The 25,543-nt window shown below is 36.2% G+C and carries 17 protein-coding genes, 1 tRNA gene and 1 CRISPR repeat array; of the genes, 4 read left to right on the top strand and 14 right to left on the bottom strand.

What is annotated here, in order from left to right; genetic code table 11:
* Positions 1-74 precede the first annotated feature (74 nt).
* The 3 genes from J3U27_RS01605 to J3U27_RS01595 all read left to right on the top strand — a co-directional run bounded on the left by J3U27_RS01605 (position 75) and on the right by J3U27_RS01595 (position 6,827).
* Positions 75-2,192, top strand: a complete 2,118-nt coding sequence (locus J3U27_RS01605) for an alpha-galactosidase (RefSeq protein WP_267376660.1) — start codon at positions 75-77, stop codon at positions 2,190-2,192.
* A gap of 329 nt (positions 2,193-2,521) precedes the next feature.
* Complete coding sequence (locus J3U27_RS01600; protein ID WP_065734305.1) at positions 2,522-3,526, top strand: substrate-binding domain-containing protein; 1,005 nt, start codon at positions 2,522-2,524, stop codon at positions 3,524-3,526.
* Between the two features lie 202 nt (positions 3,527-3,728).
* The gene (locus J3U27_RS01595) at positions 3,729-6,827 is read left to right on the top strand and encodes a beta-galactosidase (protein ID WP_416380519.1); all 3,099 of its coding nucleotides are present in this window, start codon (positions 3,729-3,731) and stop codon (positions 6,825-6,827) included.
* 52 nt (positions 6,828-6,879) lie between these two features.
* Here J3U27_RS01595 and recB read toward each other — a convergent pair whose 3' ends face one another.
* The 3 genes from recB to J3U27_RS01580 are packed head-to-tail and all read right to left on the bottom strand — an operon-like array spanning position 6,880 to position 11,079.
* Positions 6,880-10,335: an exodeoxyribonuclease V subunit beta gene (gene recB, locus J3U27_RS01590; protein ID WP_267376656.1), complete on the bottom strand. Its 3,456-nt coding sequence runs from the start codon at positions 10,333-10,335 to the stop codon at positions 6,880-6,882.
* Complete coding sequence (sixA, locus tag J3U27_RS01585; RefSeq protein ID WP_267376654.1) at positions 10,314-10,757, bottom strand: phosphohistidine phosphatase SixA; 444 nt, start codon at positions 10,755-10,757, stop codon at positions 10,314-10,316. Before sixA ends, recB begins: the two co-directional genes overlap by 22 nt.
* Before the next feature lie 25 nt (positions 10,758-10,782).
* On the bottom strand, positions 10,783-11,079 hold the full coding sequence (locus J3U27_RS01580) for a YfcZ/YiiS family protein (RefSeq protein ID WP_065562196.1): 297 nt from the start codon (positions 11,077-11,079) through the stop codon (positions 10,783-10,785).
* A 146-nt stretch (positions 11,080-11,225) separates the two neighbouring features.
* Here J3U27_RS01580 and J3U27_RS01575 point away from each other — a divergent pair, with 146 nt between their 5' ends.
* Complete coding sequence (locus tag J3U27_RS01575; protein ID WP_267330121.1) at positions 11,226-12,623, top strand: MFS transporter; 1,398 nt, start codon at positions 11,226-11,228, stop codon at positions 12,621-12,623.
* A 29-nt stretch (positions 12,624-12,652) separates the two neighbouring features.
* Here the strand turns inward: J3U27_RS01575 and J3U27_RS01570 are convergent, their stop codons facing one another.
* From J3U27_RS01570 to prc, 11 genes are all read right to left on the bottom strand, one after another.
* Positions 12,653-14,413 carry a DEAD/DEAH family ATP-dependent RNA helicase gene (locus tag J3U27_RS01570; RefSeq protein ID WP_267376652.1) on the bottom strand — a complete coding sequence of 587 codons (1,761 nt, stop codon included), beginning with the start codon at positions 14,411-14,413 and terminating at the stop codon, positions 12,653-12,655.
* A gap of 352 nt (positions 14,414-14,765) precedes the next feature.
* Positions 14,766-15,617 (bottom strand): lipoprotein NlpI, encoded by an 852-nt coding sequence (nlpI, locus tag J3U27_RS01565; RefSeq protein ID WP_065734300.1) that lies wholly within the window; start codon positions 15,615-15,617, stop codon positions 14,766-14,768.
* A gap of 25 nt (positions 15,618-15,642) precedes the next feature.
* A complete protein-coding gene (gene pnp / locus J3U27_RS01560; protein WP_267376650.1) occupies positions 15,643-17,757 on the bottom strand; it encodes a polyribonucleotide nucleotidyltransferase in 2,115 nt (704 codons plus the stop codon).
* Between the two features lie 317 nt (positions 17,758-18,074).
* Entirely contained in the window at positions 18,075-18,344 is a 270-nt protein-coding gene (gene rpsO / locus J3U27_RS01555) for a 30S ribosomal protein S15 (protein WP_065562200.1), read from the bottom strand.
* A 146-nt stretch (positions 18,345-18,490) separates the two neighbouring features.
* On the bottom strand, positions 18,491-19,414 hold the full coding sequence (locus J3U27_RS01550; RefSeq protein WP_065562201.1) for a LysR family transcriptional regulator: 924 nt from the start codon (positions 19,412-19,414) through the stop codon (positions 18,491-18,493).
* 318 nt (positions 19,415-19,732) lie between these two features.
* A CRISPR array of direct repeats spans positions 19,733-20,005; the repeat unit is 29 nt; unit sequence CGGTTTATCCCTATGTATATAGGGAACAC.
* 312 nt (positions 20,006-20,317) lie between these two features.
* Positions 20,318-21,070 (bottom strand): TSUP family transporter, encoded by a 753-nt coding sequence (locus J3U27_RS01545; RefSeq protein WP_267357572.1) that lies wholly within the window; start codon positions 21,068-21,070, stop codon positions 20,318-20,320.
* Positions 21,071-21,072: 2 nt separating this feature from the next.
* Entirely contained in the window at positions 21,073-22,140 is a 1,068-nt protein-coding gene (gene aroC / locus J3U27_RS01540) for a chorismate synthase (protein ID WP_267330114.1), read from the bottom strand.
* Positions 22,141-22,175: 35 nt separating this feature from the next.
* On the bottom strand, positions 22,176-23,069 hold the full coding sequence (prmB, locus tag J3U27_RS01535; protein WP_267376647.1) for a 50S ribosomal protein L3 N(5)-glutamine methyltransferase: 894 nt from the start codon (positions 23,067-23,069) through the stop codon (positions 22,176-22,178).
* Between the two features lie 125 nt (positions 23,070-23,194).
* Positions 23,195-23,282 (bottom strand) — tRNA-Ser (locus tag J3U27_RS01530).
* Between the two features lie 68 nt (positions 23,283-23,350).
* Positions 23,351-23,440 carry a YnhF family membrane protein gene (locus J3U27_RS01525; RefSeq protein WP_141673908.1) on the bottom strand — a complete coding sequence of 30 codons (90 nt, stop codon included), beginning with the start codon at positions 23,438-23,440 and terminating at the stop codon, positions 23,351-23,353.
* A 29-nt stretch (positions 23,441-23,469) separates the two neighbouring features.
* Positions 23,470-25,542, bottom strand: coding sequence for a carboxy terminal-processing peptidase (gene prc / locus J3U27_RS01520; protein ID WP_267376646.1), 2,073 nt, complete (start codon positions 25,540-25,542; stop codon positions 23,470-23,472).
* Position 25,543 lies beyond the last annotated feature (1 nt).

Below are 25,543 nucleotides of genomic sequence, written 5' to 3'. Positions count from 1 at the left end.
AAAAATTAATCATATTAATTAATGAAAATTATTATTATTCTATATCGGAAAAGTGATTAACCTTTGGAGAGAATATGAATTGCCATCTTAGAACCCGCGATATAGATATTATCTTACGCACCCAACCTTATGCTGAACTCTGCTATTTTGGTAAACGATTACAAACCGTAAATCTTGATGATATCGATATGCTTATACCTGCCGTACCCAATTCACGTATTGATATCGATGTCCCGTTCACCCTTTGTCCTGAGGAAGGAGTAGGAAACTTTAGCACTCCAGGACTAGAAGGTCATCGAAATGGTAAAGATTGGTCACCAGTTTTTGTTACCAAAAAAGTAACCAAGAAAAAAAATGATATAACTATAATTAGTGAAGATAGTATTGCAAAACTTCGTTTGACTAGTAAGCTGATTTTAGACGAAACCGGTGTATTACAATGCCAAAATAGTCTGACTAATCTAGGTAAAGAACCATATCAAGTCAATCGTTTATCTGTAACATTACCAATTCCTGAACGTGCACAAGAATTAATGGCATTTAGTGGTCGTTGGATTAAAGAGTTCTTTCCTCACAGAACAAAAATCGAACATTGTGGATACCTGCAAGAAAACCGCCGTGGTCGTACTTCACACGAATACTTTCCGGGTATGGTAGTTGGTACCGATGGATTTAAAGAACAAACTGGTGAAGTTTGGGGTATCCATTTAGGTTGGAGTGGTAATCATCGTATCCAAGTTGCAGTGAAAAGTAATGGTAAGCGCTTCATCCAAGCCGAAGCGCTTTATCTTGCTGGAGAAATATCATTAGCTAAAGGTGAAACTTTAAGTACTCCTTGGCTTTATGCAACCTATAGTAATGAAGGCTTAAATAAGATGAGCCAGCATTTCCATCAATTTTTACGCCAAAATATTATTCATTTCGCAAGCGATAAACCTCGTCCTGTCCATCTTAATACTTGGGAAGGAATCTTCTTCGATCACAACCCAGATTACATCATGAAAATGGCGACAAAAGCAGCACAACTGGGTGTTGAACGTTTTATCATTGATGATGGTTGGTTTGGCAAACGTGATGATGATTATCAAGCATTAGGCGATTGGTATTTAGATAAACGCAAATATCCAAAAGGACTTGAACCAGTTATCAAACATGTAAAAAAACAAGGAATGGAATTTGGTATCTGGGTTGAGCCAGAAATGATCAGTAAAAACTCTGATCTTTATCGAGCACATCCTGATTGGTTACTTGAATTACCTGGCTACAATCAACCTGAAGGCCGTCATCAATACTTACTTGATTTACAAAATCCAGCGGTATTTGATTATCTACTCGAAAGATTAAATTGGTTACTCGGTAGTTATGATATTGACTATATTAAATGGGATATGAATAGAGAAATTGTTCAGGCAGGCCACGAAGGTCACCCAGCTGTAGTTGGACAAACTAATGCGGTTTATCGTTTAATGGATATTCTGCAAGAAAAATATCCTAATGTTGAAATTGAATCATGTTCTTCTGGTGGTGGTCGTATAGATTTTGAAGTGTTAAAACGTACTCAACGTTTTTGGGCCTCAGATTCGAATGATGCATTAGATAGACAAATCATACAACGAGGTATGAGCTACTTCTTCCCACCTGAGGTAATGGGTGCTCATATCGGTGGCAAAACTTGTCACACCACCTATCGTGAATTAGATATGAATTTACGAGGTTTAACAGCATTATTTGGACATATGGGTGTTGAGCTCGATCCAGTGAAAGAATCGGCAGAAGAACAAAAAGGTTTTACTCATTATATCCGTTTACATAAACAGCTACGCCCATTATTGCATAGTGGTAATAGTGTTCGTTTAGATGTTGATGATAGCGCAGCTATGCAAAGCTATGGTGTGGTCAGTCAGGATAAAAAAGAAGCAGCATTTATTATAGCGCAATTGGCATTACCGACTTATGCATTAAGTGGTAACTTACGCTTAGTTGGATTATTAGCTGATAAGCAATACAAAATCGAAATTCTAGATCTACCTGATCACATTGATCCGAAAGTAAATGGTCACGCCATGAAATCATTTCCAAAATGGATGACAACAGATACCACACTGTCAGGAGATTGGTTAATGAATATCGGCTTACCATTACCTGTACTCGATCCTGCTACCGCAATGTTAATAAAAGTTACGGCAAAATAGTACGAACTGGTTAAAATTTAACTAATTTGAGGGGAATTTAGTCAATTAATCATTCCCCTTATTAATAAATTACAACTGAAACGATTCAGGCGTCAATGCTTTGTTGGCAAAGCCAAAATTTTGCTTTATTATCATACATTAAGTCATAAAAGTGAGCAGATATCTGTATCAGCTATTTAAGATAAGTAAGAACGTATTCTGTAATATTTCATAACTTCATTATGAATCATTTTTGGCTTAGTTATTAACAGTTCTACTTAACTTGATACCAACACCAAACTAATAATAAACTTTAAAAAAGTTACGGTAATAATTTAAAAGGTTTTTTTATGGCGACAATAAAAGATGTTGCACATTTAGCTAAAGTTTCTGTTGCGACAGTCTCGCGAGTGATTAACAACGCCGAAAACGTTAGTGATACCACACGCGAAACCGTAAAAAAAGCCATGGAAAAATTAAGTTATTATCCTGATGCTAATGCTCGTGCATTATCACAACAAAACTCTAATACTATTGGAATTGTTGTGGCTGACGTATCCGATCCTTTTTTTGGCGCTATGGTTAGCACGGTAGAAAAAGTTGCATCCAAAACAGGACATTTTTTGCTAATTGGTAATGGTTACCATAATGAACAACAAGAATATAATGCAATAACTCACTTAATAGAGCATCGCTGCTCATCACTAGTTGTTCATGCAAAAATGTTACCCGATAGCAGATTGATAAAATTAATGGAGCAAGTGCCAGGGATGGTATTAATCAATCGGCTATTGAAAGGTTTTGAAAAGCGTTGTATTGCTCTAGATGACCGTTATGGTTCATATCTAGCCGTAAAACATTTAATCCAGCATGGACATACTAAAATTGGATATTTATGCTCTAACCATGAAATTTCTGACTCGTCCGATCGGTTACAAGGCTATAAAGATGCATTAATTGAACACAATATTGATGTTAATGAAAACTTTATTGCCTTCTCCTCACCTAATGAAGAAGGAGGAGAACAAGCAATGATGTCACTATTAGAACGTAATCGAGAAATTACCGCAATTGCCTGTTATAACGACTCAATGGCCGCTGGTGCAATGTCAGTGTTATATGATAACGACATAAAAATTCCAGCAGAAATTTCCATTATTGGATTTGATGATTTGCTACTTGCGCGCTATTTACATCCAAAATTAACCACCATCCGTTACCCACTTCATACAATGGCTGAACAAGCTGCGGAACTGGCATTATGCTTGGCAAAAGGCGAATCACCTTCAGCAAATTTAATTAATATATATACGCCCACCCTCTCTAAACGGTATTCAGTCTATCCAATTGAATAATTGATACAAAGTATAAATTAATCAAAGTATACCTACCAATGTAATCGCATACATAAAAAATTAAAATTATAAAAATAAAGTCAATCAAATAAAAATGTATTCGATTACACAAATGTTAACTTGATCACTGTTTTCAATAATTGAATCATTATAATTAAAAAGTCAAAAAAGATTTTAGACATTATCAGATATACTTGAACAAATGGAGAGGCTTATGAATCCGTCCCTAGATGATATTATCAACAGACAAGATTGGAATAATCTATCTGTATTAAGCATGAACAAACTTGATACCCATCCAAAATTTCATAGTTGGCGAAACAAGCAAAGTGCTAAAAATAATGCTGATTCAAGTGCCATTATTTCACTTAATGGTGACTGGTTTTTTAGTTATTATCAAAATCCTAAACAAGTACCTGTATCATGGTTAAAAAAAGAAATAGATAAAAATACTATTCCAGTTCCATCAAATTGGCAATTACATGGCTATGATGCGCCTGTTTATACTAATATCCGATATCCATTTCCTTATAATCCCCCATTTGTTCCTGAAGATAACCCAACTGGTTGCTATTCTCGCTATTTTAAAATTGATAAAAAATGGTTAAATAAAGGGGACACAAGAATTATATTTGATGGTGTCAGCTCAGCATTTCATCTTTGGTGTAACGGCAATTGGGTTGGCTATTCACAAGACAGTCGCATCGCTGCTGAATTTGATTTAACGCCTTTTTTAAAAGAAGGTGAAAATCGAATTGCTGTATTAGTATTGAAATGGTGTGATGGTAGTTATTTAGAAGATCAAGATATGTGGCGATTAAGTGGTATTTTCCGTGGAGTTTCACTACTTAACAAACCAAAATCACATTTAAGTGATATCCATGTTAAAACAGAGCTTGACGCTTGCTATCAAAATGCAATATTAACATTGCAAGTTAACGTAAAGCATGACAGTGAAATGGACATGCTAAATGTCGGTATTGAGTTATGGCAAAAAGACAAACTCATTCTTGAACAAACGCAACCAATCGGAGTATCTTTTGTTGATGAAAAAGGTGGATATAATGACCGAATGACATGCCATATTCCCGTCAATAAACCACAATTGTGGAGTGCCGAAACCCCAAATCTTTACCGATTAGTTGTTAGCTTAAATCATAAGAAAACCGGCTTGATTGAATCAGAGGCTTATAATATTGGTTTCCGAACTGTTGAAATCAAACATGGGCAACTCTGTTTAAACGGTAAACCACTTCTTATTAAAGGAACTAACCGTCACGAATTTTATCCTGATATGGGCTATGCTGTTACCGAACAAGCCATGTTGCACGATATCAAGTTAATTAAACAGCACAACTTCAACGCTGTACGTTGCAGCCATTACCCTAACGATCCTCGTTGGTATGAACTTTGTGATGAATTTGGACTATACGTAGTTGATGAAGCCAATATTGAATCGCACGGCATGTTCCCAATGTCTCGATTATCTGACGATCCTCGTTGGTTAGCAGCTTATAGTGAACGAGTAACTCGCATGGTTCAACGTGACCGAAATCATCCTGCCATAATTATTTGGTCATTAGGAAATGAATCAGGGCACGGGGCAAATCATGATGCACTATATTCATGGATAAAAAGCAATGACCCAACTCGTCCAGTACAATATGAAGGTGGTGGTGCCAATACTAAAGCTACTGACATTATTTGCCCTATGTATGCCCGAGTTGAACAAGATCAACCTCATCCTAATGTGGCTAAATGGGCGATAAAAAAATGGATATCCATGCCTGATGAAGAACGACCACTTATTTTATGTGAATATGCTCATGCAATGGGAAACAGTCTAGGTGCATTCTATAAATATTGGCAAGCCTTTAGACAATATCCTCGATTACAAGGAGGATTTATTTGGGAATGGGCTGATCATGGTATTCGTTGCCATACCAAATCTGGCGAAAGTTATTGGGCTTACGGTGGTGATTTTGGTGAAGCGTATCATGATAGACAATTTTGTTTAGACGGTTTAGTGTTTCCTGATCGCCAAGCACACCCAAGTTTAATTGAAGCTAAAAAAGTACAACAACCTTTCCAATTTAAACTTGTAAACCAAAAACCATTAGTTATTGAAGTAAAGAGTGAGTATTTATTTTATACTACTAACAATGAAACATTAGAATGGGAATTGTTGGTTGATGGTAAAATCCAACTGAGTGGTAAAGTTAAACTGACTATTTCACCTAATAACCCTATTGAACTCAAACTTATAGATGACATTGATAATAACTTTGATGGTGAAGAATTACACTTATCACTCAGAGTCATCCAAAATAGAGCTACTACTTGGTCTCCAGCAAAACACGTTGTGGCTTGGGAACAATTTAAATTAACCAATAGGTTTATTCCACAATTAGCATTTAGTAACAATAAAACATCACTAAAATTAACTGAAAATAAAAACGAATTTGTTGTTAATTGGAAGAACCAAAGTTGGCAAATCAACAAAAAAACTGGCCAACTTAGTCAATGGAGCAAAAACAAAAAACCACTATTAGCCAGCGCTATTGCTGATCAGTTTATACGAGCACCAATCGATAATGATATTGGAATTAGTGGTGACTTTGACAGTAATAACAATCCATATGCATGGGTCGAACAGTGGAAGGCGGCGGGTTACTTTGATTTAAGCCACAAATGTTTAGCAATAAGAGCATCACAAACTGAGAATTATGTGATCATTGAAGTTTTGCACAGCTACTCAGTGAAAAAACGCAAAGTTATTCAAAGTAAGTGGGTACATCAGTTTGATCAAGATGGTATCTTAACTATCTCAGTTGAAGTGGACATTGCCAATGACATGCCAGCACCAGCTCGTATAGGTTTGACGTATCAATTAAAAGGGATACCAAAACAGGTGAAATGGCTTGGCTTAGGACCACATGAAAATTATCCAGATCGAAAAACTTCAGCGATTTTTGGTGATTGGTCATTACCATTTTCTGAACTTTACACACCTTACATTTATCCATGTGAAAACGGCCTACGCTGTGATGTAAAACAATTAACACTTAATGAGATGACGATTACTGGTCATCAATTTAAATTTAACATCAATCAATATGGAACAAAACAGTTGATGGAAAAAAGCCATAGACACTTATTAGAACCACAACAAGACGCCTATGTCAGTATTGATGCTTATCATATGGGAATAGGCGGTGATGATTCTTGGACACCAAATGTTCACAGTGAATATTTACTAACCGATAAACATTATCGATATCAACTAAAATTTAAATGTTGATTCACATAATTTCTTCAAAAAATTAAAGGCACAACTATTTGTGCCTTTTTATTTAAGCTAAATTCTCACCATCAAACAATTTATCAAGTTTCTCAATAAACTCTTGTTTTGGTAGATGGTAAAAAACGCCTTTATCCGGAAGTCCACGTAAGAATAAATAGTAAACTCCGCCAAAATAAGTTTCATATCGATAGTCGGGTAAACGACTTCGCAAAAATCGATGCAACGCCAAACAATAAAGTTGATATTGCAATTCATAACGATGCTCACACATTACTTGATTTAATGCTTGCTCAGTATAGGCCTCTATACCATCACCTAACCAATTTGATTTATAGTCAACAATATAATATTTACCTTGATACTCAAACACTAAATCGATAAATCCCTTTAACATGCCTTGTACCGTTTCAAAATCTAAAGGTGGACACTGTTTAGATAAATCATCGTATTGTTTGCATAAACTATCTAGTTGCGAGCTAGTCACGGCATGGCGAATAGGAAAATAGAATTGTAGTTCATTAATGCATTTGCTATTTAAAATACTGGCTAATGTCGAACAATCTTGATGTAGTTTAGTTGTTAATACTTGTTGAAGCCAATCATTTAGTACCCTTAACCAAGGTTCATCCAAACCCAATTTTTTAATCGTAGTTGTACATAATTCATCGGCATTACTTGGCGTTAAATTTTCCATAATGGAATGTAACAATGTACCAACATAAGCACCTTTTGGAAAATGATGAATATCATATTGCACCTCAGATAATAAAGAAGCATCTGGCGGTACACGACTCTCACTCCAATCACTAGCTAAATTAAAACCATTGTTATGTTTTTGTAACTCGGTATAGCTTGTCACTCGCCAACTATTAGATAATTTACGTTTAAATTCATTAGCAGCCAGTAACATATTAGGAGCTTCTGTGGCAGTATACTGCTCCCCCAATATAGGTAATTGTAGTTCAACCAAATCTGCAAATTTACCAATCGAGCGTAATTGGCCTTTTAATAAATAATCAATTGCTGATTGACTCTTTTTCAATGATGCTAAGCCAACACTACAATGATAGATTGAGCGCGTCATCGCCACATAAAGTAATCGTAGATCTTCAGCTAAACGTTCATCTTCAATTTGTTGTTTGACATCATCGGTTAATAACCAAGCATAAGTGGGTTGATAATCATTATTTTTATCATGATAAAACTGACTATCTGAATTACGAAATTGGGCAGCAAATGGTAACCATACAATAGGAAACTCTAAACCTTTTGATTTATGGATCGTAATAATTTTTACTAAATTTTCATCGCTTTCTAAGCGTTGTTCATGATTTTCTATATTAGAGTCAGGGCTGACAATTTGCCTAGATAACCAACGAACCAAAGCATGTGGGCTATCTAGTTCATCAGCGGCTTCTTGCAACAATTCGCCTAAATGCATAAAGTTAGTTAATGTACGCTCACCATTTGGGCTAGCTAGGATATTTTCAGCTAACTTACGCTTTTTCATCATCCGCCGCAACATTACTAATACACCATAATATTGCCAAATAATCTGGTACTGTTTGAACTCCTCTATCAACCCTTCCCATTTATCTTGATCATCGATAATTTGCTCCAGCTCAGCCATTGTTTGCCCTAATAGGGTCGTCATTAAAGCTAAACGCAAAGCCGCTTCATTTTCGGGCATTAAAACAGCTTGTAATAGATAAAGAATCTCTTGTGCTTCTTTAGATAGAAATACGCTATTACGATTGGATAAATAAACGCTTTTAACCCCAAAAGCAGCCAATTTTTGTTGGATGATTTCGGCTTCGCGCCCAGTTCGGACTAAAATCGCAATATCTGCAGTGGTGATTGAACGATGCTCATCTTTATCTTTTATCAAAATTGTTGGATCTGTCAACCAAGTCACAATTTGCTTAGCGCAACAGCTAGCAATATGTTCTTGATAATCTGTTTTTGTGGTAACTTCATCAGGTAATAAATAGGCTGTTAACGCATTAACTTCATGTTGATTGACGATCAATCCTTTATGCTGATTTCTTTCAGCACTTTCCATTGGAAAAAAAGAAATATTTTCAAAAATAAAAGGATTATCATGATTGCTAAATAGTGCATTGACTGCATCAACCATAGACGATGAGGAGCGATGATTAACCTGCATAGTAAAATTATTTTCACCGGTTGATAATTTCGCTTTTAGATAAGTAAAAATATCCGCACCACGAAAACTATAAATAGCTTGCTTCGGATCACCAATAAACAGTAAACCGGTTGATTCAGGATAACGACCATAGATACGATCAAAGATTTTATATTGCACAGGATCAGTATCTTGAAATTCATCAATCAAAGCCACGCAATATTTTTGCGCAATACTTTGTGCTAATCGCTTTCCATTTCTAGCTCGTAAGGCGCGATTTAACTGGCTTAATGAATCGTCAAAACTCATCTTACCAAGTTTAACTTTTTGCGCATAAATACCTTTTTGAATGACGCTAACGATATCCATTAAAATTTCGCTACGTAAATCAATAGCACTATTGCATAACCGATCGATCTTTTCAAAAACAACATGAACAGGAGGATCTTTATCTTGCTTAGTTTTTTCAATTAAAATCGATTGGCTAAATTTAGTTAATTCACTAGGTATTTTGAATGATTGGGTGGGTAATTGGGCCCAAGCAGTCACTTTAGCAAACCAATTCGGTAAAAAGCGGTTATTATAAGATTGTTTATTAACTCCTGATCGAGCAATGATTTCAGGAAGATCTGCAACAGAATCTAACCACAGTTTTTTAACTAATTCGATCTGCTCAAGATGTTTTCGATAAAACTGCTCGATCTTTTTAGTAATGTCAAAATTCTCTTCTTGCGATTGATCAAATTCAAAATTTAAATAAGGATTAATATCTGATAATAACGATTTTGGATCTTGCCAATAATCAAGAATTAAATAAACTAACGCTCTATCAAGCGGAACAAAATAGTGACGCCAAAAATCTTGGACAACTTGTAACTTTAGGTCTTGCTCATCAGTAATTAGCGTCTGCTCAAACAGTACCCCAGATTCAAAAGCATGGCTAGTTAAAATGCGTTGACAAAAACCATGGATAGTATAAATCGCTGCATCATCCATTGATTGTTGAGCTTGAGTTAGTCTTTGGATAGCATCATCTGTATCTTCAACTAAATCAATTAGCTGTTGATAGATAGGATCTTCATGACGACCTTGTAAAAGTCCTAAACGCAGTTCTTGGATATTTTGTCTTATTCGCGATCTAAGTTCTTGAGTTGCAGCTTTTGTAAAAGTCACAACTAAAATTTGATTAACCTCGAGCGGTGTAGGATAGTTATTTTTACCAATCCCAAGTAATAACCGGAGATAAATGAATGCGAGCGAATAGGTTTTACCAGTCCCAGCCGACGCTTCGATCAGCGTTCGACCTGTTAACGGTAAATCAAAAAGATTAAGTTTTTTTATTCCACTACATGAAACCATTCTAACTTTCCTGCCGCATTGGGTGATAGTTCAACACAAGCAATAGCAGCTGTAGGAAACATTGGTGGTGAAACATCTGGACATAATTCATTAACCAAATAACCAACTAAAGGAAGATGGGAAACAATAATTACATTCTCGATCCCACGAGCGGGAAGTGTCATTAATAAATCGGCAATATAGGAAGGACTTCCACCTGGCACCAAAAAATTATCAGTTTCAACTTTAGGTATGTGGCAGTATGAAGACAATTCAGAGAAAGTCTGTTGTGCTCTTAGATAAGGACTAACTAACCCTAAATCAAATTTGAAATCTTGCTGATTAAGCCATATACCAGCCAAACTGGCTTGTTTTCTACCAAAATCAGTCAATGATCGACTTGCATCAGATGAAGCAGAAAAACCTGCTTCACCATGCCTCATAATACAAATCTTCATAAAACAGGGATTAACGTAATTTTAATTGGAAGATCATACATTCTGCACCACAACAGAAAGTGAATTTAGCTGTCAATTTATAGCCATTTTCTACTTTATCGATGCTGCTATTGATTTCGCAAGGTTCTGTTTCAACATCTTTAGCTGCTTGTGTCAAAGAGGCTAATTTTGCTTTTGCTTCTGATTCAGTTGTGAAAATATTTTCATATTCTGCACTACAATCTTCATTATCAATAATTGTGCCGACATCAACACAACAACAAGCTGGTGTTTCATTAGCTTTACATTTATTTAGAGAATCTGTCATCCTATACCTCTGTTCACCGATTGAATTGGTATTAGTATACTCTGAATAAACACCAAGGGCAAAATGTAAAAAAGCTTTACCACGGCAAAAATTTTTAGCGTATATTAGTTCCTAATTTTTATATTTTTGAATTAATTTGTAATATTATGGAACAGTATAATCACGTTCGTAAAATGGCTATTTTAGTAGCGGCAACCTTCTTCATGGAAAATCTAGACGCTACGGTGATAACCACAGCAATTCCCGCAATGGCGAAATCATTTTTAACTAATCCACAAGATTTATCTATCGGTATTAGCGCCTATATGTTAGCACTTACAATTGGCCTTCCCGCGAGTGGCTGGATCGCAAATCGATTTACAGCTTATCGTGTCTTCTCGATTTCAATTATATTATTTATGTTGGCATCAATATTGTGTGCTTTATCGACTAACCTAACCATGTTTACTATCGCAAGATTGATTCAAGGTTTAGGGGGATCATTAATGGTGCCAGTAGGTAGAACAGTAGTACTAAGTCGAACTGAAAAACAGCATCTTGTTAGCACAATATCAATTCTCGTTTGGCCAGGTTTAATTGCACCATTGATGGGACCAATTATTGGTGGATTCTTTGCCCAATATCTCACTTGGCATTGGATATTTATCCTCAATATTCCATTAGGCTTTATTGCATTATTTTTCGCTCATCACCTATTACCTAAAGAACTACCTGAAAAACGCTCATTTGATATTGTTGGATTTATCGCTTGTGGCTTAGGCTTATTATTGTTTGTGTATGGACTTGAAATGGTTTCCCACTCAAATAGTCGTTTATGGCTAGCTCTCGGCACTTCCTTTGCAGGTTGCCTAATATTAATCTTCGCCTATTATCATCTCACGCATACACAATACCCATTAATTAGCCTATACGCATTTTCAAAACGCACATTTAGAATGACCTTCTTTGGAGGTTCACTAATACGGATGGGTTTAAACAGTGCTCCATTTATTTTACCACTAATGTTTCAAGTCGGTTTTGGATGGTCACCATTAACAGCTGGTTCCTTATTACTTTCACTATTCGCAGGAAATATCATTTTCAAAACCATTAATACACCTTTAATTCACAAGTTTGGGTTTCGTAAAATTCTAATCGTTAATGGTCTATTATTGTCATTTAGTTTTGTATTGTGTGCGCTCTTCACGCCAAAAACACCAATCATTTGGATTATATTGGTTCTATTCTTTTCTGGCGGTGCACGTTCGATCCAATTTACTACAATAACAACCTTAAGTTTTTCAGAAATTGAAAAAAACGAAATGCAAAGCGCTAATATTTTATCAACCCTTTTTCAACAACTAAACAACGTGCTAGGCATTGTTTTAAGTGCCTTATTTCTATTTATTGCGTCAAGCTATAATGGACATAATCAGATAATGGTTGAAGATTTTCGGTTAGCATTATTTATGGTGGCAGGAATGACTTTATTGGCGATGATTGATTTTATCACGTTACCCAAAAATGCTGGCAACAATTTAAATGAAAAAAAACCTCTGCCATAAGATGCAGAGGTTTAAGATGAATTAAAGTCCTAAAACTTAGGTGCTGATGGGCGACCCCGTTTTTTCGCAAAACCTTTATCCTTAGACTCAGGTTTACTACTTCTACTTCCACGCTTAGCTTCAGATGGTTTACCTGTAACTAAACTCATTTTCATCGGTTGATTTAGCACTTTAACGCGCTCAAAGTGCTTAAGGATATCTTTAGGCATACCTTTTGGTAATTCTACTGTTGAATAAGTCTCGTAAAGTTTGATATTACCAATATAGCGACTACTAATATCAGCTTCATTGGCAATTGCACCAACAATATGGCGCACTTCAACACCGTTTTCTTTACCAATTTCAATACGGTACATATCCATCTCGCCAACATCTCGACGCTCACGACGTTTTGGAGACTCACGATTATCGCCTCGTAAACGACGCTCACCACTTCGACCATCACGATACTCTCTTGTTGGTTTAAAGACCGGATCAGGAGGAAGAATTAACGGACGATCACTTTGTGCTAAACGTAACAGTGCAGTTGCAATCGTTTCAAGATCTGCACCACTATCAGCTTGGATTTGAGTTAATAACGATTGATACTGATCTAAATCCGCACTCTCAAGTTGTTGTTGAACTTGCTGAGTAAATTTAACCAAACGACGTTTTTCAAGCAATTCTTTAGATGGTAGTGCCACTTCCGGAATGGGTTTCTTGATAGTTTGCTCAATATTTTTAAGCAAACGACGCTCACGACTATCCACAAACAAAATCGCTCGCCCTGCTCGTCCAGCGCGTCCAGTTCGTCCGATACGATGAACGTACGATTCAGAATCAAGTGTAATATCATAGTTAATTACTAAACTAATACGCTCAACATCTAACCCACGTGCTGCAACATCGGTTGCAATTAAAATATCTAACCGACCATTACGTAAACGATCGAGTGTTTGTTCTCGTAGTTGTTGCGTCATATCACCATTTAAGGCTGCACAACTATAACCGTGTTTTTCTAATACTTCTGCTACTTCTAAAGTTGCTGTTTTAGTACGCACAAAAACAATCGCAGCATCAAAATCTTCAGCTTCTAAAAAGCGCACAATTGCTTCATTCTTACGCATACCACGTACTAACCAATAGCTTTGATCAATATCAGGAGCCGTTTGATTAGTCCCTTTGATTTGCACTTCTTTTGGATTATGCATAAAACGTTTAGTAATCCGACGAATTGGGGCTGGCATAGTTGCTGAAAACAGCGCCGTTTGATGATCTTCTGGAATTGAAGCCATAATGCTTTCAACATCATCAATAAAGCCCATTCTTAGCATTTCATCAGCTTCATCTAATACTAAACCTTTAAGATTAGAAAGATCTAAAGTCTTACGATTTAAATGATCTAATAAACGACCAGGCGTCCCCACAACAATTTGAGGACCTTGTTTTAATGCACGCAATTGCACATCATAACGTTGACCACCATAAAGAGCTAATACTTTAACCCCTTTTACATATTTAGAATACTCAGCACAAGCATCAGCAACTTGAATAGCTAGCTCACGTGTTGGTGCTAAAACCAATAATTGTGGCGCTTTCAAATTAGCATCAATATTCATTAAAAAAGGGATTGAAAAGGCTGCAGTCTTACCACTACCTGTTTGAGCCATACCTAATACATCATTACCCTCTAAGAGTAAGGGAATACATTCAGCTTGGATTGGTGATGGTTTCGTAAAACCAAGATCATTTAATGCATTAAGGATTTCCTCAGATAAACCAAGGTCAATAAAAGATATTTCTTTTGTCATGTAAACTCGCTTATAAATTTGCCTATATACGCTTAATATTTGGTTAGGATTACATTTGATCGTTATTAATCAAGATAATTCATGAGGATTACTGCATACATCACAAATTATGACTATACCAAAATAAAGAAGCCTATATAAATTTATGCCAGCTCACTAAATTGAAAATTTACAACTCACCCCAATAACTAACAACCAATACTTACTCAATCAAATAGCCATTTATTCTAATGCAATTGATATTTGAAAAAATACAATTGATAAGAAACATGTAAAGAATCGAGAATATATTTTGGGCAAATCAGAACTACGCTATAACAATATTTTCACTTTTAAACTGGCATGACCCTTGTTACTTTTCGTCAAGTAACTTAATTTCATAGAGCGCCTGTTGATGTTCAACAAAGTTATAAATATTATTTGCTAAAGCATATTTAAATAACATTTTGGCACGCTCATTGTTACCTTTACTTTGGTAATATTTACCTAAATAAAAGTAAGCTTCACAAAGGCGCTCGGCTAATTGCCGATCATTTTCAACACCTTGTTGAAGGTTTTGCATTAATTTAGATTCGCTTATCTTACCTAAATAAAATGCAATGATATTACTGCCATAACTCGATTTATCGTTAATAAGATCGTAACGTTTTTGTAGCTGAGTTAAGGCAGCTTGTTTATCTATTTCTTTTTCAATCAAATAAAGCCATAAAATTCGAATAGGCTCATTGACATCATATTTATAAAATTTTTCTGCATCAAGCTTTGCAGCTTGATAATGCCCTGTACGATACAGAGTTACTGCACGATTAAAATAGGCATAAGCATAAGAAGAATCCAGCTCTAATGTTGTATTAAACGCCATCATCGCATTATCGAAATCACCGTCTCTTAACGCATAAGTACCCAGAAAATTATATACATCTGGAATTTCAGGGTTAAAGCTTAAAAGATGGTTAAAATCACTTTGTGCAAATGCTTTAAAACCTAATGAATCGTAAATAATTCCTCGTTCAAAAATAAGCTGCATCCTAGATGGGGTATCAAGATCGCGACTTGATAACTGCTGACTAATTTGCGCTATTTTCAATTCATCGTCATAGGTAACTTGCTCAGGAGCAACAAGTAACGGCTGAGAATTTGAACAACCTGACAAAATAATGACTGCAAGAATACAGCACAACATCCTCAGGTTGAATAATCTCATTTTTTAACTCCTGGTGAATAATATCTTATTCAGCTGCTGGCTCAACATCAGAATTCGGCTCAACAGCATCTTTCATACTTAAACGAATTCGACCTTGGCGATCAATTTCAAGTACTTTAACATTCACTTCTTGACCTACTTTCAAGTAGTCTGCAACTTTCTCAACACGGTGATCAGCAATTTGAGAAACATGAACAAGTCCCTCTTTACCACCAATAATTGATACAAAAGCACCGAAATCAACAATACGGGTTACCTTACCAGTATAGATTTTACCAATTTCAACATCAGCAACTAAATTATTAATACGTTCGATTGCATCTTTAGCCTTATTGCCATCAGTTGCAGCAATTTTAACAGTACCATCATCAGTAATTTCAATGGTAGTACCAGTCTCTTCAGTTAGTGCACGAATTGTAGCACCACCTTTACCGATAATATCGCGTATTTTATCTGGATTAACATTCATCGTATAGATACGGGGAGCAAATTCAGAAATTTCCTGACGAGGTTTATTAATTGCTTGTTCCATCACCCCTAAAATATGCAAGCGAGCACCTTTAGCTTGATTTAATGCAACTTGCATAATTTCTTTAGTGATACCTTCAATTTTGATATCCATTTGAAGCGCACTCACACCTTCACGGGTACCGGCTACTTTGAAGTCCATATCACCTAGATGATCTTCATCACCTAAAATATCAGATAACACCACAAAGTTATCGCCTTCTTTCACAAGCCCCATTGCGATACCTGCAACAGAAGACTTAATTGGCACACCTGCATCCATAAGCGCTAATGAAGCACCACAAACTGATGCCATTGAAGAAGAACCATTAGATTCAGTAATCTCTGAAACCACACGAACAGTATATGGGAACTCTTCTTTACTTGGCATTACAGCAGCAACACCACGCTTAGCTAAACGACCATGACCAATTTCACGACGTTTTGGCGAACCAACCATGCCAGTTTCACCTACTGAGTATGGAGGGAAGTTGTAGTGTAATAAGAATCGCTCAGTATACTCACCAGTTAACTCATCAATAATCTGAGCATCACGTTCAGTTCCTAATGTTGCTGTCACTAGTGCTTGAGTTTCACCACGCGTAAATAAAGCACTACCATGCGTTCTTGGCAATACATTGGTACGAATATCAAGCGCACGAATCATATCTTTTTCGCGACCATCAATACGTGGCTCACCAGCAATAACACGTTGACGAACGATTTGACTTTCTAAATCAACAATAATATTGATAACTTCGTTTTCATCAAGCTCTTCGTCTTTCTCTTTAAGTGCCGCTAATACTTCTTCTTTAATCAAATCGATTTGTGCATAACGAGCTTGTTTTTCAGTGATACGATAAGCTTCACCTAAACGAGCTTTAGCTAACTCAGATACGGCATTAAACAGCTCTTCATTTTTAGCTGGTGCAACCCAATCCCATTTTTCACAGTTCGCTTTCGCTACAAACTCATTAATATTATCAATAACAACTTGTTGTTGATCATGACCAAAAACCACCGCAGCTAACATCTGATCTTCAGTTAACAAATCAGCTTCTGATTCAACCATTAACACGGCACTTTTGGTACCTGCAACAACCAAATCTAAACGGCTTGATGCTAGCTCTTTAACTGATGGATTTAGCACAAACTCATCATTGATAAAACCAACACGTGCTGCGCCAATTGGACCATGGAACGGTACACCAGATAAACAAAGCGCAGCCGATGCACCAATCATCGCCACCAAATCAGGGCTAACATCTGGATTTACAGACACCACAGTTGCAATGATTTGAATCTCATTAACAAAACCTTCTGGGAATAAAGGACGAAGTGGACGGTCAATTAAACGAGCAATTAACGTTTCGCCTTCGCTCGGACGACCTTCTCGTTTAAAGAAACCACCTGGAATACGGCCTGCTGCATAAGTACGTTCTTGATAGTTAACGGTTAAAGGAAAGAAGTCTTGCCCTTCTTTCACTTTCTTATTAGCTACTACAGTCACAAAAACCGCAGTATCGTCCATATTGACCATAACCGCAGCTGTTGCTTGACGCGCCATAATACCCGTTTCTAATGTAACTGTATGACGACCATATTGAAATTTTTGATATGTCGGATTAAACAAAATAAATTCCTCTTGTTATAAATCATGTTGAAGTTTGATATTTCGACAGGAAGCAGCGCAATGCTGGAACATATTGATACACACTTCAACCATGTGGGGGATACTCAACAAAAGATTATTTCACTGTCACGACTAATGACAAATCTATAAATTATAGAGCTCTCATTAGTCGCGCGAAACATGAGACATAATCTTCTATTTTTATTAATTTTTCTCTACAAAGCAATTAAACATGCTTTTCGAGCTCAGCATTATAGCAAAGCCCTAAATTTATACAACGAAAAAGAGGCCTAAGCCTCTTTTCAAGTAGATAAATATTAGCGACGTAAACCTAGTTTTTGAATCAACTGGTTATAACGGTCAAAGTCTGTACGACGTAAATAATCTAATAATTTACGACGGCTAGAAACCATACGTAATAAACCACGACGGCTATGGTGATCTTTCTTATGCTCAGAAAAATGACCTTGTAAATCATTAATACGCGCAGTTAAAAGAGCGACTTGAACTTCAGTTGAACCAGTGTCGTTAGTACCACGACCATATTCAGCAACGATTTTCGCTTTTGCTTCTACAGTTAGAGACATAATAAACCTCTTAAAATAAATAAAAAAATGGAATGACCGATCTCTAATTCAGACATTCCTCGGTATTCATATAATCAATATATGAATTGTGCGCAATTATACTGGAATTTATTGAAATAGCAATTTGATTTAGTAATTTAAAACGCTTATTTAAGTTTAAAACCATATTCTTCTTGGATAAGCTTTTTCAACGCTTCAATATAATTTTGCGCCGACAAACTTAATTGCGCTTTTTGCGAAGTTATCCAACCGATTAAAATCTTCTCATCAACGGCCAAAGGAATAGACAAAATATCCGAACCATTCAAATCAGTACTGAGCACGCCAGTACTAATTGTATAACCATTTAACCCATGCAATAAATTAAACAACGTCGCTCTATCACTTACATGAATACTTTTCTTATGATAGACGGTACTTAAAATCTCTTCCGAAAAATAAAAAGAGTTATATTCACCCTGTTCAAAAGAGAGATATGGAAAATCCTCCAAATCTTCAAGCGTCAACGACTTCATAGCAGCTAAAGGATGATGGGTGCTAATAAACACATGAGGATCGGCTTCAAACAAAGGATTAAAAGTAAGACGATGCTCTTTAAGCAGTCGCAAAATCACCTTTTGATTAAAATCGGTCAGATACAAAATACCCACTTCACTACGCAAATTGGCAACATCAGTAATAATGTCGTAAGTCCGCGTTTCTCGTAAGGTGAACTCATATTCATCTGTATGATTCTTCTTGATTAAATTAACAAACGCATTAACTGCAAACGCATAATGCTGCGTTGAAATACTGCATAACTGCTTAGAGGGTTCTTTTTTTGAAAAATGTTGCTCCAACAATTGAGCTTGATCTAAAACCTGCTTAGCATACCCCAAAAATTCCACACCATCAGCCGAGAGTGAAACCCCTTTTGATGTTCTTACAAAAATCTCGATACCGAATTCGGCTTCCAAATCCTTAACCGCAGTGGAAAGACTAGGCTGAGTAATATAAAGATTCTTAGCAGCCTCATTAATCGAGCCTGAGCGAGCTATTTCTAAAATGTAACGTAATTGTTGAAGTTTCATGGCATCACTTAATGGATTGTTATAAGCAAATCATTTTGCAATATAAATTTAACTATATATTAAATATAATTATATGTGCAGTAAAAACTATAGCTCAAAAAACCAATTTAACAAAATAGATAGACTAGTTTAATTTAATATAGCACTTTGTTTACAGTATAATTCATTGCTGTTATTCACCTTTGGCTCGTCGATAATTATCATACTCATCAATTATCTAGTATCAATATATCTTACCAGTTTCCTATATAGATACCACAATGATAACAAATCACTTCTTCAATTTAGTAATTAAATAAATTTTTACTGAATTTTGTACGATTTATCCCTATGTATATAGGGAACACTAAAAATTGTTTTAATACTAGTGCAATCAGGGCGGTTTATCCCTATGTATATAGGGAACACGATCCGCCATATTTGACAAAGCACAAAGACAGCGGTTTATCCCTATGTATATAGGGAACACAGTAGACGAGCGAGAAAACTATTGAATAATTACGGTTTATCCCTATGTATATAGGGAACACAAAACGTAACTCTAAGATTATTAATAACAATGCGGTTTATCCCTATGTATATAGGGAACACTCTTATTATAACCAATTGTTTTATAATTAAAATATTAACCTGGATTTTTCTACCAACTTTTTTGTGTTTTTTTATATCTAAGATAATAATCATAACAACAAAGATATAGTACTACAGTTTTGTACAAGAAATTTAAGAAATATTTATGGTTTATAAGAAGATAGTTAATATGAAATTATTCAATATCAAATAATTTTTGTAAAAAAGATTGAGGAGTGTATACCGTTTCATTTTTGTAGTCTTTTAACTTCAACTACAAAACAACAACAAGTTTGTTATGAAAACCCTACTTATTAGTATAAAACGGAATAACTAAAAGAAGTTTTCATAGATGAGTTTGATACTCATAATGGTGGAAACGGTAATAAGCATTGGCCTTATCAATTTTCGCCCTTTAGCGATAACCATTTTTGCCCCTAATCTTGCGCCAATAAATTGACCAACAAGCATAACAAGACCAATTGACCATACCACTTCTCCACCAACAATAAAAAAGATTAAGCCCGCTAAGTTAGAGGTAAAATTGAGTACTTTGGTATGTGCAGTGGCTTTGGTTAAATTAAAACCGGCAAGGGTGATATAGGCTACTGCATAAAATGAGCCAGCTCCGGGCCCAAAAAAACCGTCATAAAATCCGATAGCTAATGCTGGTAATAAGGCGAATTGGATTATGGTTAGGCGACTTTTACGGTCATTTTCCCCAATGGTCGGGGAGAGTAAAAAATAGAGCCCAACACTAATAGTTAAGATCGGTAAGAGTAATTTTAAGAAGTCAGCTTGTATATGCATGACGGATAATGTGCCAAGCGCCGAGCCAATAAAGGCACAGGTAATTGCGAATTTTTGCTGTTTTAAATCAACCATGCGTTCACGAATAAAGTAAAGGCTGGCAGAGAAAGATCCCCCAGTACTTTGTAATTTATTGGTGGCTAAAGCGCTAGCTGGCGGTAAGCCAACCGCCAAAAGAGCCGGTACCGTTAATAGCCCACCGCCACCAGCGATAGAATCAATAAAACCAGCCAACATGGCAATAAAAAAAAGTAAAGCCAGTAATTCGTAACTCATGATTATTTTACATCACTACATTGTGCAAGGTGTCGAAGATAATGATCCATTAAAACAATTGCAACCATTGCTTCAGCAATTGGTACTGCTCGGATCCCCACACAAGGATCATGTCGACCATGCGTCGATACTTCAACGCTATCACCATTAACATTAATCGACTGCCCGGCAATTTCAATACTTGGCGTAGGTTTTAAAGCAATACTTGCCAAAATGGTTTGCCCGGAGCTAATACCGCCCAAAATACCGCCAGCGTGATTAGATAAAAAACCTTCAGGGGTAATTTCATCACGATTTTCACTTCCGCGTTTGTTGACAGTAGCAAATCCGTCACCTATTTCTACCCCTTTGACGGCATTGATGCTCATTAGGGCATGGGCAAGATCGGCGTCGAGTTTGTCAAAGACTGGTTCACCTAATCCTACTGGCACATGCTCAGCCACTATACAAACTTTAGCACCGATAGAATCACCCTCTTTTTTTAGTTTTCTTAGTAATTCATCAAGAGCTTCCAATTTGCTTTCATCAGGGCAAAAGAAAGGATTTTGGTCTACTTGTTGCCAATTTTTTAGTTGGCACTCGATATCACCCATTTGAGCTAGATAACCGCGAATAGTGATACCCAGTTTTTCATGTAAATATTTTTTAGCAATAGCACCTGCAGCAACTCGCATGGCGGTTTCACGAGCTGATGATCGACCGCCACCACGATAATCACGAATTCCGTATTTTTTTTGGTAGGTGTAGTCAGCATGACTAGGTCTGAAGATATCTTTTATTTTGCTATAATCTTGCGAACGTTGGTCAGTATTTTCAATAAGTAATCCAATGCTGGTTCCTGTAGTTACCCCTTCAAATACGCCTGAAAGAATTTTTACTTGATCCGCTTCGCGACGCTGAGTTGTGTAGCGAGATGATCCTGGGCGACGACGATCAAGGTCATGTTGCATATCGGATTCGTTTAAACTCAGTCCTGGTGGTACACCATCGACAATGCATCCTAATGCAATGCCATGTGATTCACCAAAGGTAGTGACTTTAAATAATTTACCAATTGAATTTCCTGCCATAGTTCTCTATTCCGATTTTATTTTTTATATTTAATTTATTTAAAATAATGTTGATAAGCTTTAAGGTCATTATAGGTCAGTGAAAATACACCTAGTCCACCATGTTCAAAAGTTATCCAGTTAAATGGTACGTCTGGATACTGTTCTTGTAAAGATACCCAGCTGTTGCCGACTTCGCAAATTAATAAGCCTTCTGGTGTTAAATAGTTACTTGCATCATGTAAAATTCTTTTCACTAAATCTAACCCATCAAGCCCAGCTTCAAGCGCCAATTTTGGTTCATATAAAAATTCATCTGGAAGATCATTCATGTCTTCATCATCGACATAAGGCGGATTAGTGACGATTAAGTCATATTTGTTATCAGGTAATCCATTAAACAGATCAGATAGAATTGGGGTAACTTGATATTGCATATCATGCATTTCAACATTGGTTTGAGCAACATCAAGAGCTTCAAGTGAGATATCGGTAATATCAACTTGTGCCTCAGGGAAGGCATAAGCACAGGCAATCCCAATACAGCCACTACCGGTACAAAGATCTAAGATTTTCTTTGGTTGACTAATAATTAAGTCTTTAAATTGATTGTTAATCAATTCGCCTATCGGAGAGCGAGGTATTAATACTCTTTCATCAACATAAAAGCAGTGACCACAAAACCATGCTTGATTGGTTAAGTAAGGTGTTGGTAAGCGATCAGTAAGTCGTTTATTGATGATCGCATTTAATTGTTGTTTTTCATCGCTAGTTAGATTTGATGCATAAAACTCAGGGGGAATAAATAATGATAAGCCTAACGTTGCTAAGATAAGTTGTTTAGCTTCATCTATAGGATTATCTGTTCCATGCCCTAGAAAGATATCTGATTGACTAAGTTGTGACGTGGTCCAGCGTATATAATCCTGAACGGTGCGTAAATTTTCCATATTAACTCCGGAAGATCAAGGAGAAGATGAGGTTACTCGTCAGGTCATTAACCTTGTGCGAATATGTCACCAGTAATGAGATAGAACCTCTGGGTTCTTTGCTGCAATGACTAAATAAATTTTAATGGCGGTGAGGAAGGGATTCGAACCCTTGATACGTTGCCGTATACACACTTTCCAGGCGTGCTCCTTCAACCACTCGGACACCTCACCTTAATTTAGCACCCGCTTTAAAAAAGCAGGGTGCATACTATAATTATCTGGACCAAATTAATCAAGTCTTAATTCATGCAAACAACAACGCCAAAAGCTGCAATAATGGATAAAATTAATACGGTTGCAACTAAAGCATATTTTAAGTCAGTACACATAGTCTTTTCTCCTTACTTTTGTTTTAACACTATTCAATTGGTGTATCTAAAGATAAAAATCCACCTAAGTTTTTACTTTCTTCAATACTTGGATAATTAGGTATTAAGTCAAACAAGATCTCTACCGATTCATCTAAGAATGGATCTGGCTGTTTATAATCTTTAGGTAGTTCCTTTAAATTTTTAATAGGTGCTAGACCTGCACGGTTTAAACGTTCATTCATACGCTTAAGGTCTCGCTCTTCTTTAGTTTTTTGCTCTGTTTCACGTTCATTTTTATTTAATGAGACAGTGAGATTGTCATTTTTTTTGCTATTAAATTCTTTAATGTCTTCTTCGATATAGTTGAATTCTGGGTTTTTAGCAATTCGAGCTTCATGTTGCGATTTTAAGTTTGCTAATAGTGGTTTGATGTTTGCTACAGTTAAATAGTCTGCAGAAGGAATTTTATCCCATGGCATAGCATTATCTAAGAATCGTTCACCAGTTTCATCAACATATTGGCTTTTGGTCATTTCAATATCAGGATCAACACCCTTTAATTGGGTACTGCCACCATTAATACGATAGAATTTTTGGACAGTATATTGAGCACCACCAAGTTCAGGCCAGCTTGGGTGTAAACGGGCATCAACTGGGTATGAGATACCTCGTGAAGTTTGTACTGTTCCCTTGCCATAGGTGGTTTCACCAACAATTACTGCCCGACCATAATCTTGCATCGCTGCTGAGAAAATTTCTGATGCTGAAGCACTATAACGGTTAATCATCACAACAATTGGACCGCTGTAGTCAATACCTTTATTTTTGTCATCATAAGTCGTGATTTTTTGAAGGTTATCACGCACTTGTACGACTGGACCATTGTCAATAAATAAACCTGTTAACTCAATAACTTCAGCTAAGGAACCACCACCATTATTGCGCAAATCAATAACTAGGCCTTGTAATTTTTCGCTGTTAGCTTCCATTAATAATGATTGAACCTTTTTGCTTAACCCAATATAGAAGCTTGGTATTTCAATAATACCGACTTTGCCTCGGCTATTATTGATAACTTTTAATTTTGCTTCTCGATCTTCAAAATGAATTTTGTCACGTTTAAGTTCAATGATTTTAGGTTTGCTGTTATTGCCCGCTGGTAAAATTTCTAATTTTACTATGGTGTTTTTAGGACCGCGTATTTTGTCAACAATATCCTCTAAACGCCAACCGATTACATCTTCTATAGGAGAATTGCTTTGCCCAACCCCGATAATTTTATCGCCAACTGTTAATAATTTACTTTTTTCGGCTGGGCCGCCAGTTACAAATGACATGATTACAGTATAATCATCTTGTTGACTAAGTGTGGCACCGATTCCTTCAAAAGATAAACTCATTTCAGAATCAAAATCCCGTTTTTTACGCGGCGCTAAATAGCTAGTATGAGGGTCAATTTCGCGAGCAAACGCATTCATAAAGACTTGGAAACAATCTTCATTATTAGATTGTTCAATAGTTTTTAATACGCGTTTATATCGTTTAGTTAATACTTCACGAATCTGAGTCTCGTTTTTACCCGTTAATGCTAAATTTAGCTCGTCATATTTAACGCGTTTTTCCCAATAGTCATCAAGTTCTTTTTCATTAGTTGCCCATGCTAGGTCTTCACGCTTAAAATTAATTTCGTCTTTAGCGCTAAAGTCCATTGGACGTTGCAATACTTCAAGCGCATATTGATATCGGTTGTAGCGTTTTTGTAAAAAAAGGTTGTAGATATCGTAAGCTGTTTTTAGATCGCCATCTCTTAATTCTTGACCTAATTGTTCTTGGTAATTACGGAATTTATTTACATCATCTTGAAGAAAGATAGTTTTATTACCATCTAATAATTTGAAATAGCGATCGAAAATTTTAGCTGAAAATGCACCATCTAAGGAAAAATCACGATAATGTGATTGAGTAAAGAAATTAGTTACTCGTTTGGCAACAACTTGATGTACTTCATCTTGTTTTAGAACTGGAATTTGTTCCGTTGCAGGAGCTTTGGCCTGAGCCGTTGTACTAATAATACATAAAATGAGACCGAATTTAACAAAACCTTTCAGTAACTTATTCATA

Source organism: Gilliamella sp. B2911 (genome assembly GCF_026536965.1).
GTDB lineage: Bacteria > Pseudomonadota > Gammaproteobacteria > Enterobacterales > Orbaceae > Gilliamella > Gilliamella apicola_E.
Note: the sequence above shows the minus strand (reverse complement) of the source record. Positions and strands in the feature narration are given on the sequence as shown.

What these genes read in the sequence shown, in the direction of transcription:
- prmB (WP_267376647.1), bottom strand. Translation starts at nt 23,069, where the DNA reads ATGGAAAATTTACGCACCGTTCAGGATTATATACGCTGGACCACGTCA.
- J3U27_RS01545 (WP_267357572.1), bottom strand. Translation starts at nt 21,070, where the DNA reads ATGAGTTACGAATTACTGGCTTTACTTTTTTTTATTGCCATGTTGGCT.
- nlpI (WP_065734300.1), bottom strand. Translation starts at nt 15,617, where the DNA reads ATGAGATTATTCAACCTGAGGATGTTGTGCTGTATTCTTGCAGTCATT.
- sixA (WP_267376654.1), bottom strand. Translation starts at nt 10,757, where the DNA reads ATGAGGCATGGTGAAGCAGGTTTTTCTGCTTCATCTGATGCAAGTCGA.
- J3U27_RS01525 (WP_141673908.1), bottom strand. Translation starts at nt 23,440, where the DNA reads ATGTGTACTGACTTAAAATATGCTTTAGTTGCAACCGTATTAATTTTA.
- rpsO (WP_065562200.1), bottom strand. Translation starts at nt 18,344, where the DNA reads ATGTCTCTAACTGTAGAAGCAAAAGCGAAAATCGTTGCTGAATATGGT.
- J3U27_RS01595 (WP_416380519.1), top strand. Translation starts at nt 3,729, where the DNA reads ATGGAGAGGCTTATGAATCCGTCCCTAGATGATATTATCAACAGACAA.
- J3U27_RS01550 (WP_065562201.1), bottom strand. Translation starts at nt 19,414, where the DNA reads ATGAAACTTCAACAATTACGTTACATTTTAGAAATAGCTCGCTCAGGC.
- J3U27_RS01570 (WP_267376652.1), bottom strand. Translation starts at nt 14,413, where the DNA reads ATGACAAAAGAAATATCTTTTATTGACCTTGGTTTATCTGAGGAAATC.
- recB (WP_267376656.1), bottom strand. Translation starts at nt 10,335, where the DNA reads ATGGTTTCATGTAGTGGAATAAAAAAACTTAATCTTTTTGATTTACCG.
- aroC (WP_267330114.1), bottom strand. Translation starts at nt 22,140, where the DNA reads ATGGCAGGAAATTCAATTGGTAAATTATTTAAAGTCACTACCTTTGGT.
- J3U27_RS01605 (WP_267376660.1), top strand. Translation starts at nt 75, where the DNA reads ATGAATTGCCATCTTAGAACCCGCGATATAGATATTATCTTACGCACC.
- J3U27_RS01575 (WP_267330121.1), top strand. Translation starts at nt 11,226, where the DNA reads ATGGAACAGTATAATCACGTTCGTAAAATGGCTATTTTAGTAGCGGCA.
- J3U27_RS01580 (WP_065562196.1), bottom strand. Translation starts at nt 11,079, where the DNA reads ATGACAGATTCTCTAAATAAATGTAAAGCTAATGAAACACCAGCTTGT.
- prc (WP_267376646.1), bottom strand. Translation starts at nt 25,542, where the DNA reads ATGAATAAGTTACTGAAAGGTTTTGTTAAATTCGGTCTCATTTTATGT.
- J3U27_RS01600 (WP_065734305.1), top strand. Translation starts at nt 2,522, where the DNA reads ATGGCGACAATAAAAGATGTTGCACATTTAGCTAAAGTTTCTGTTGCG.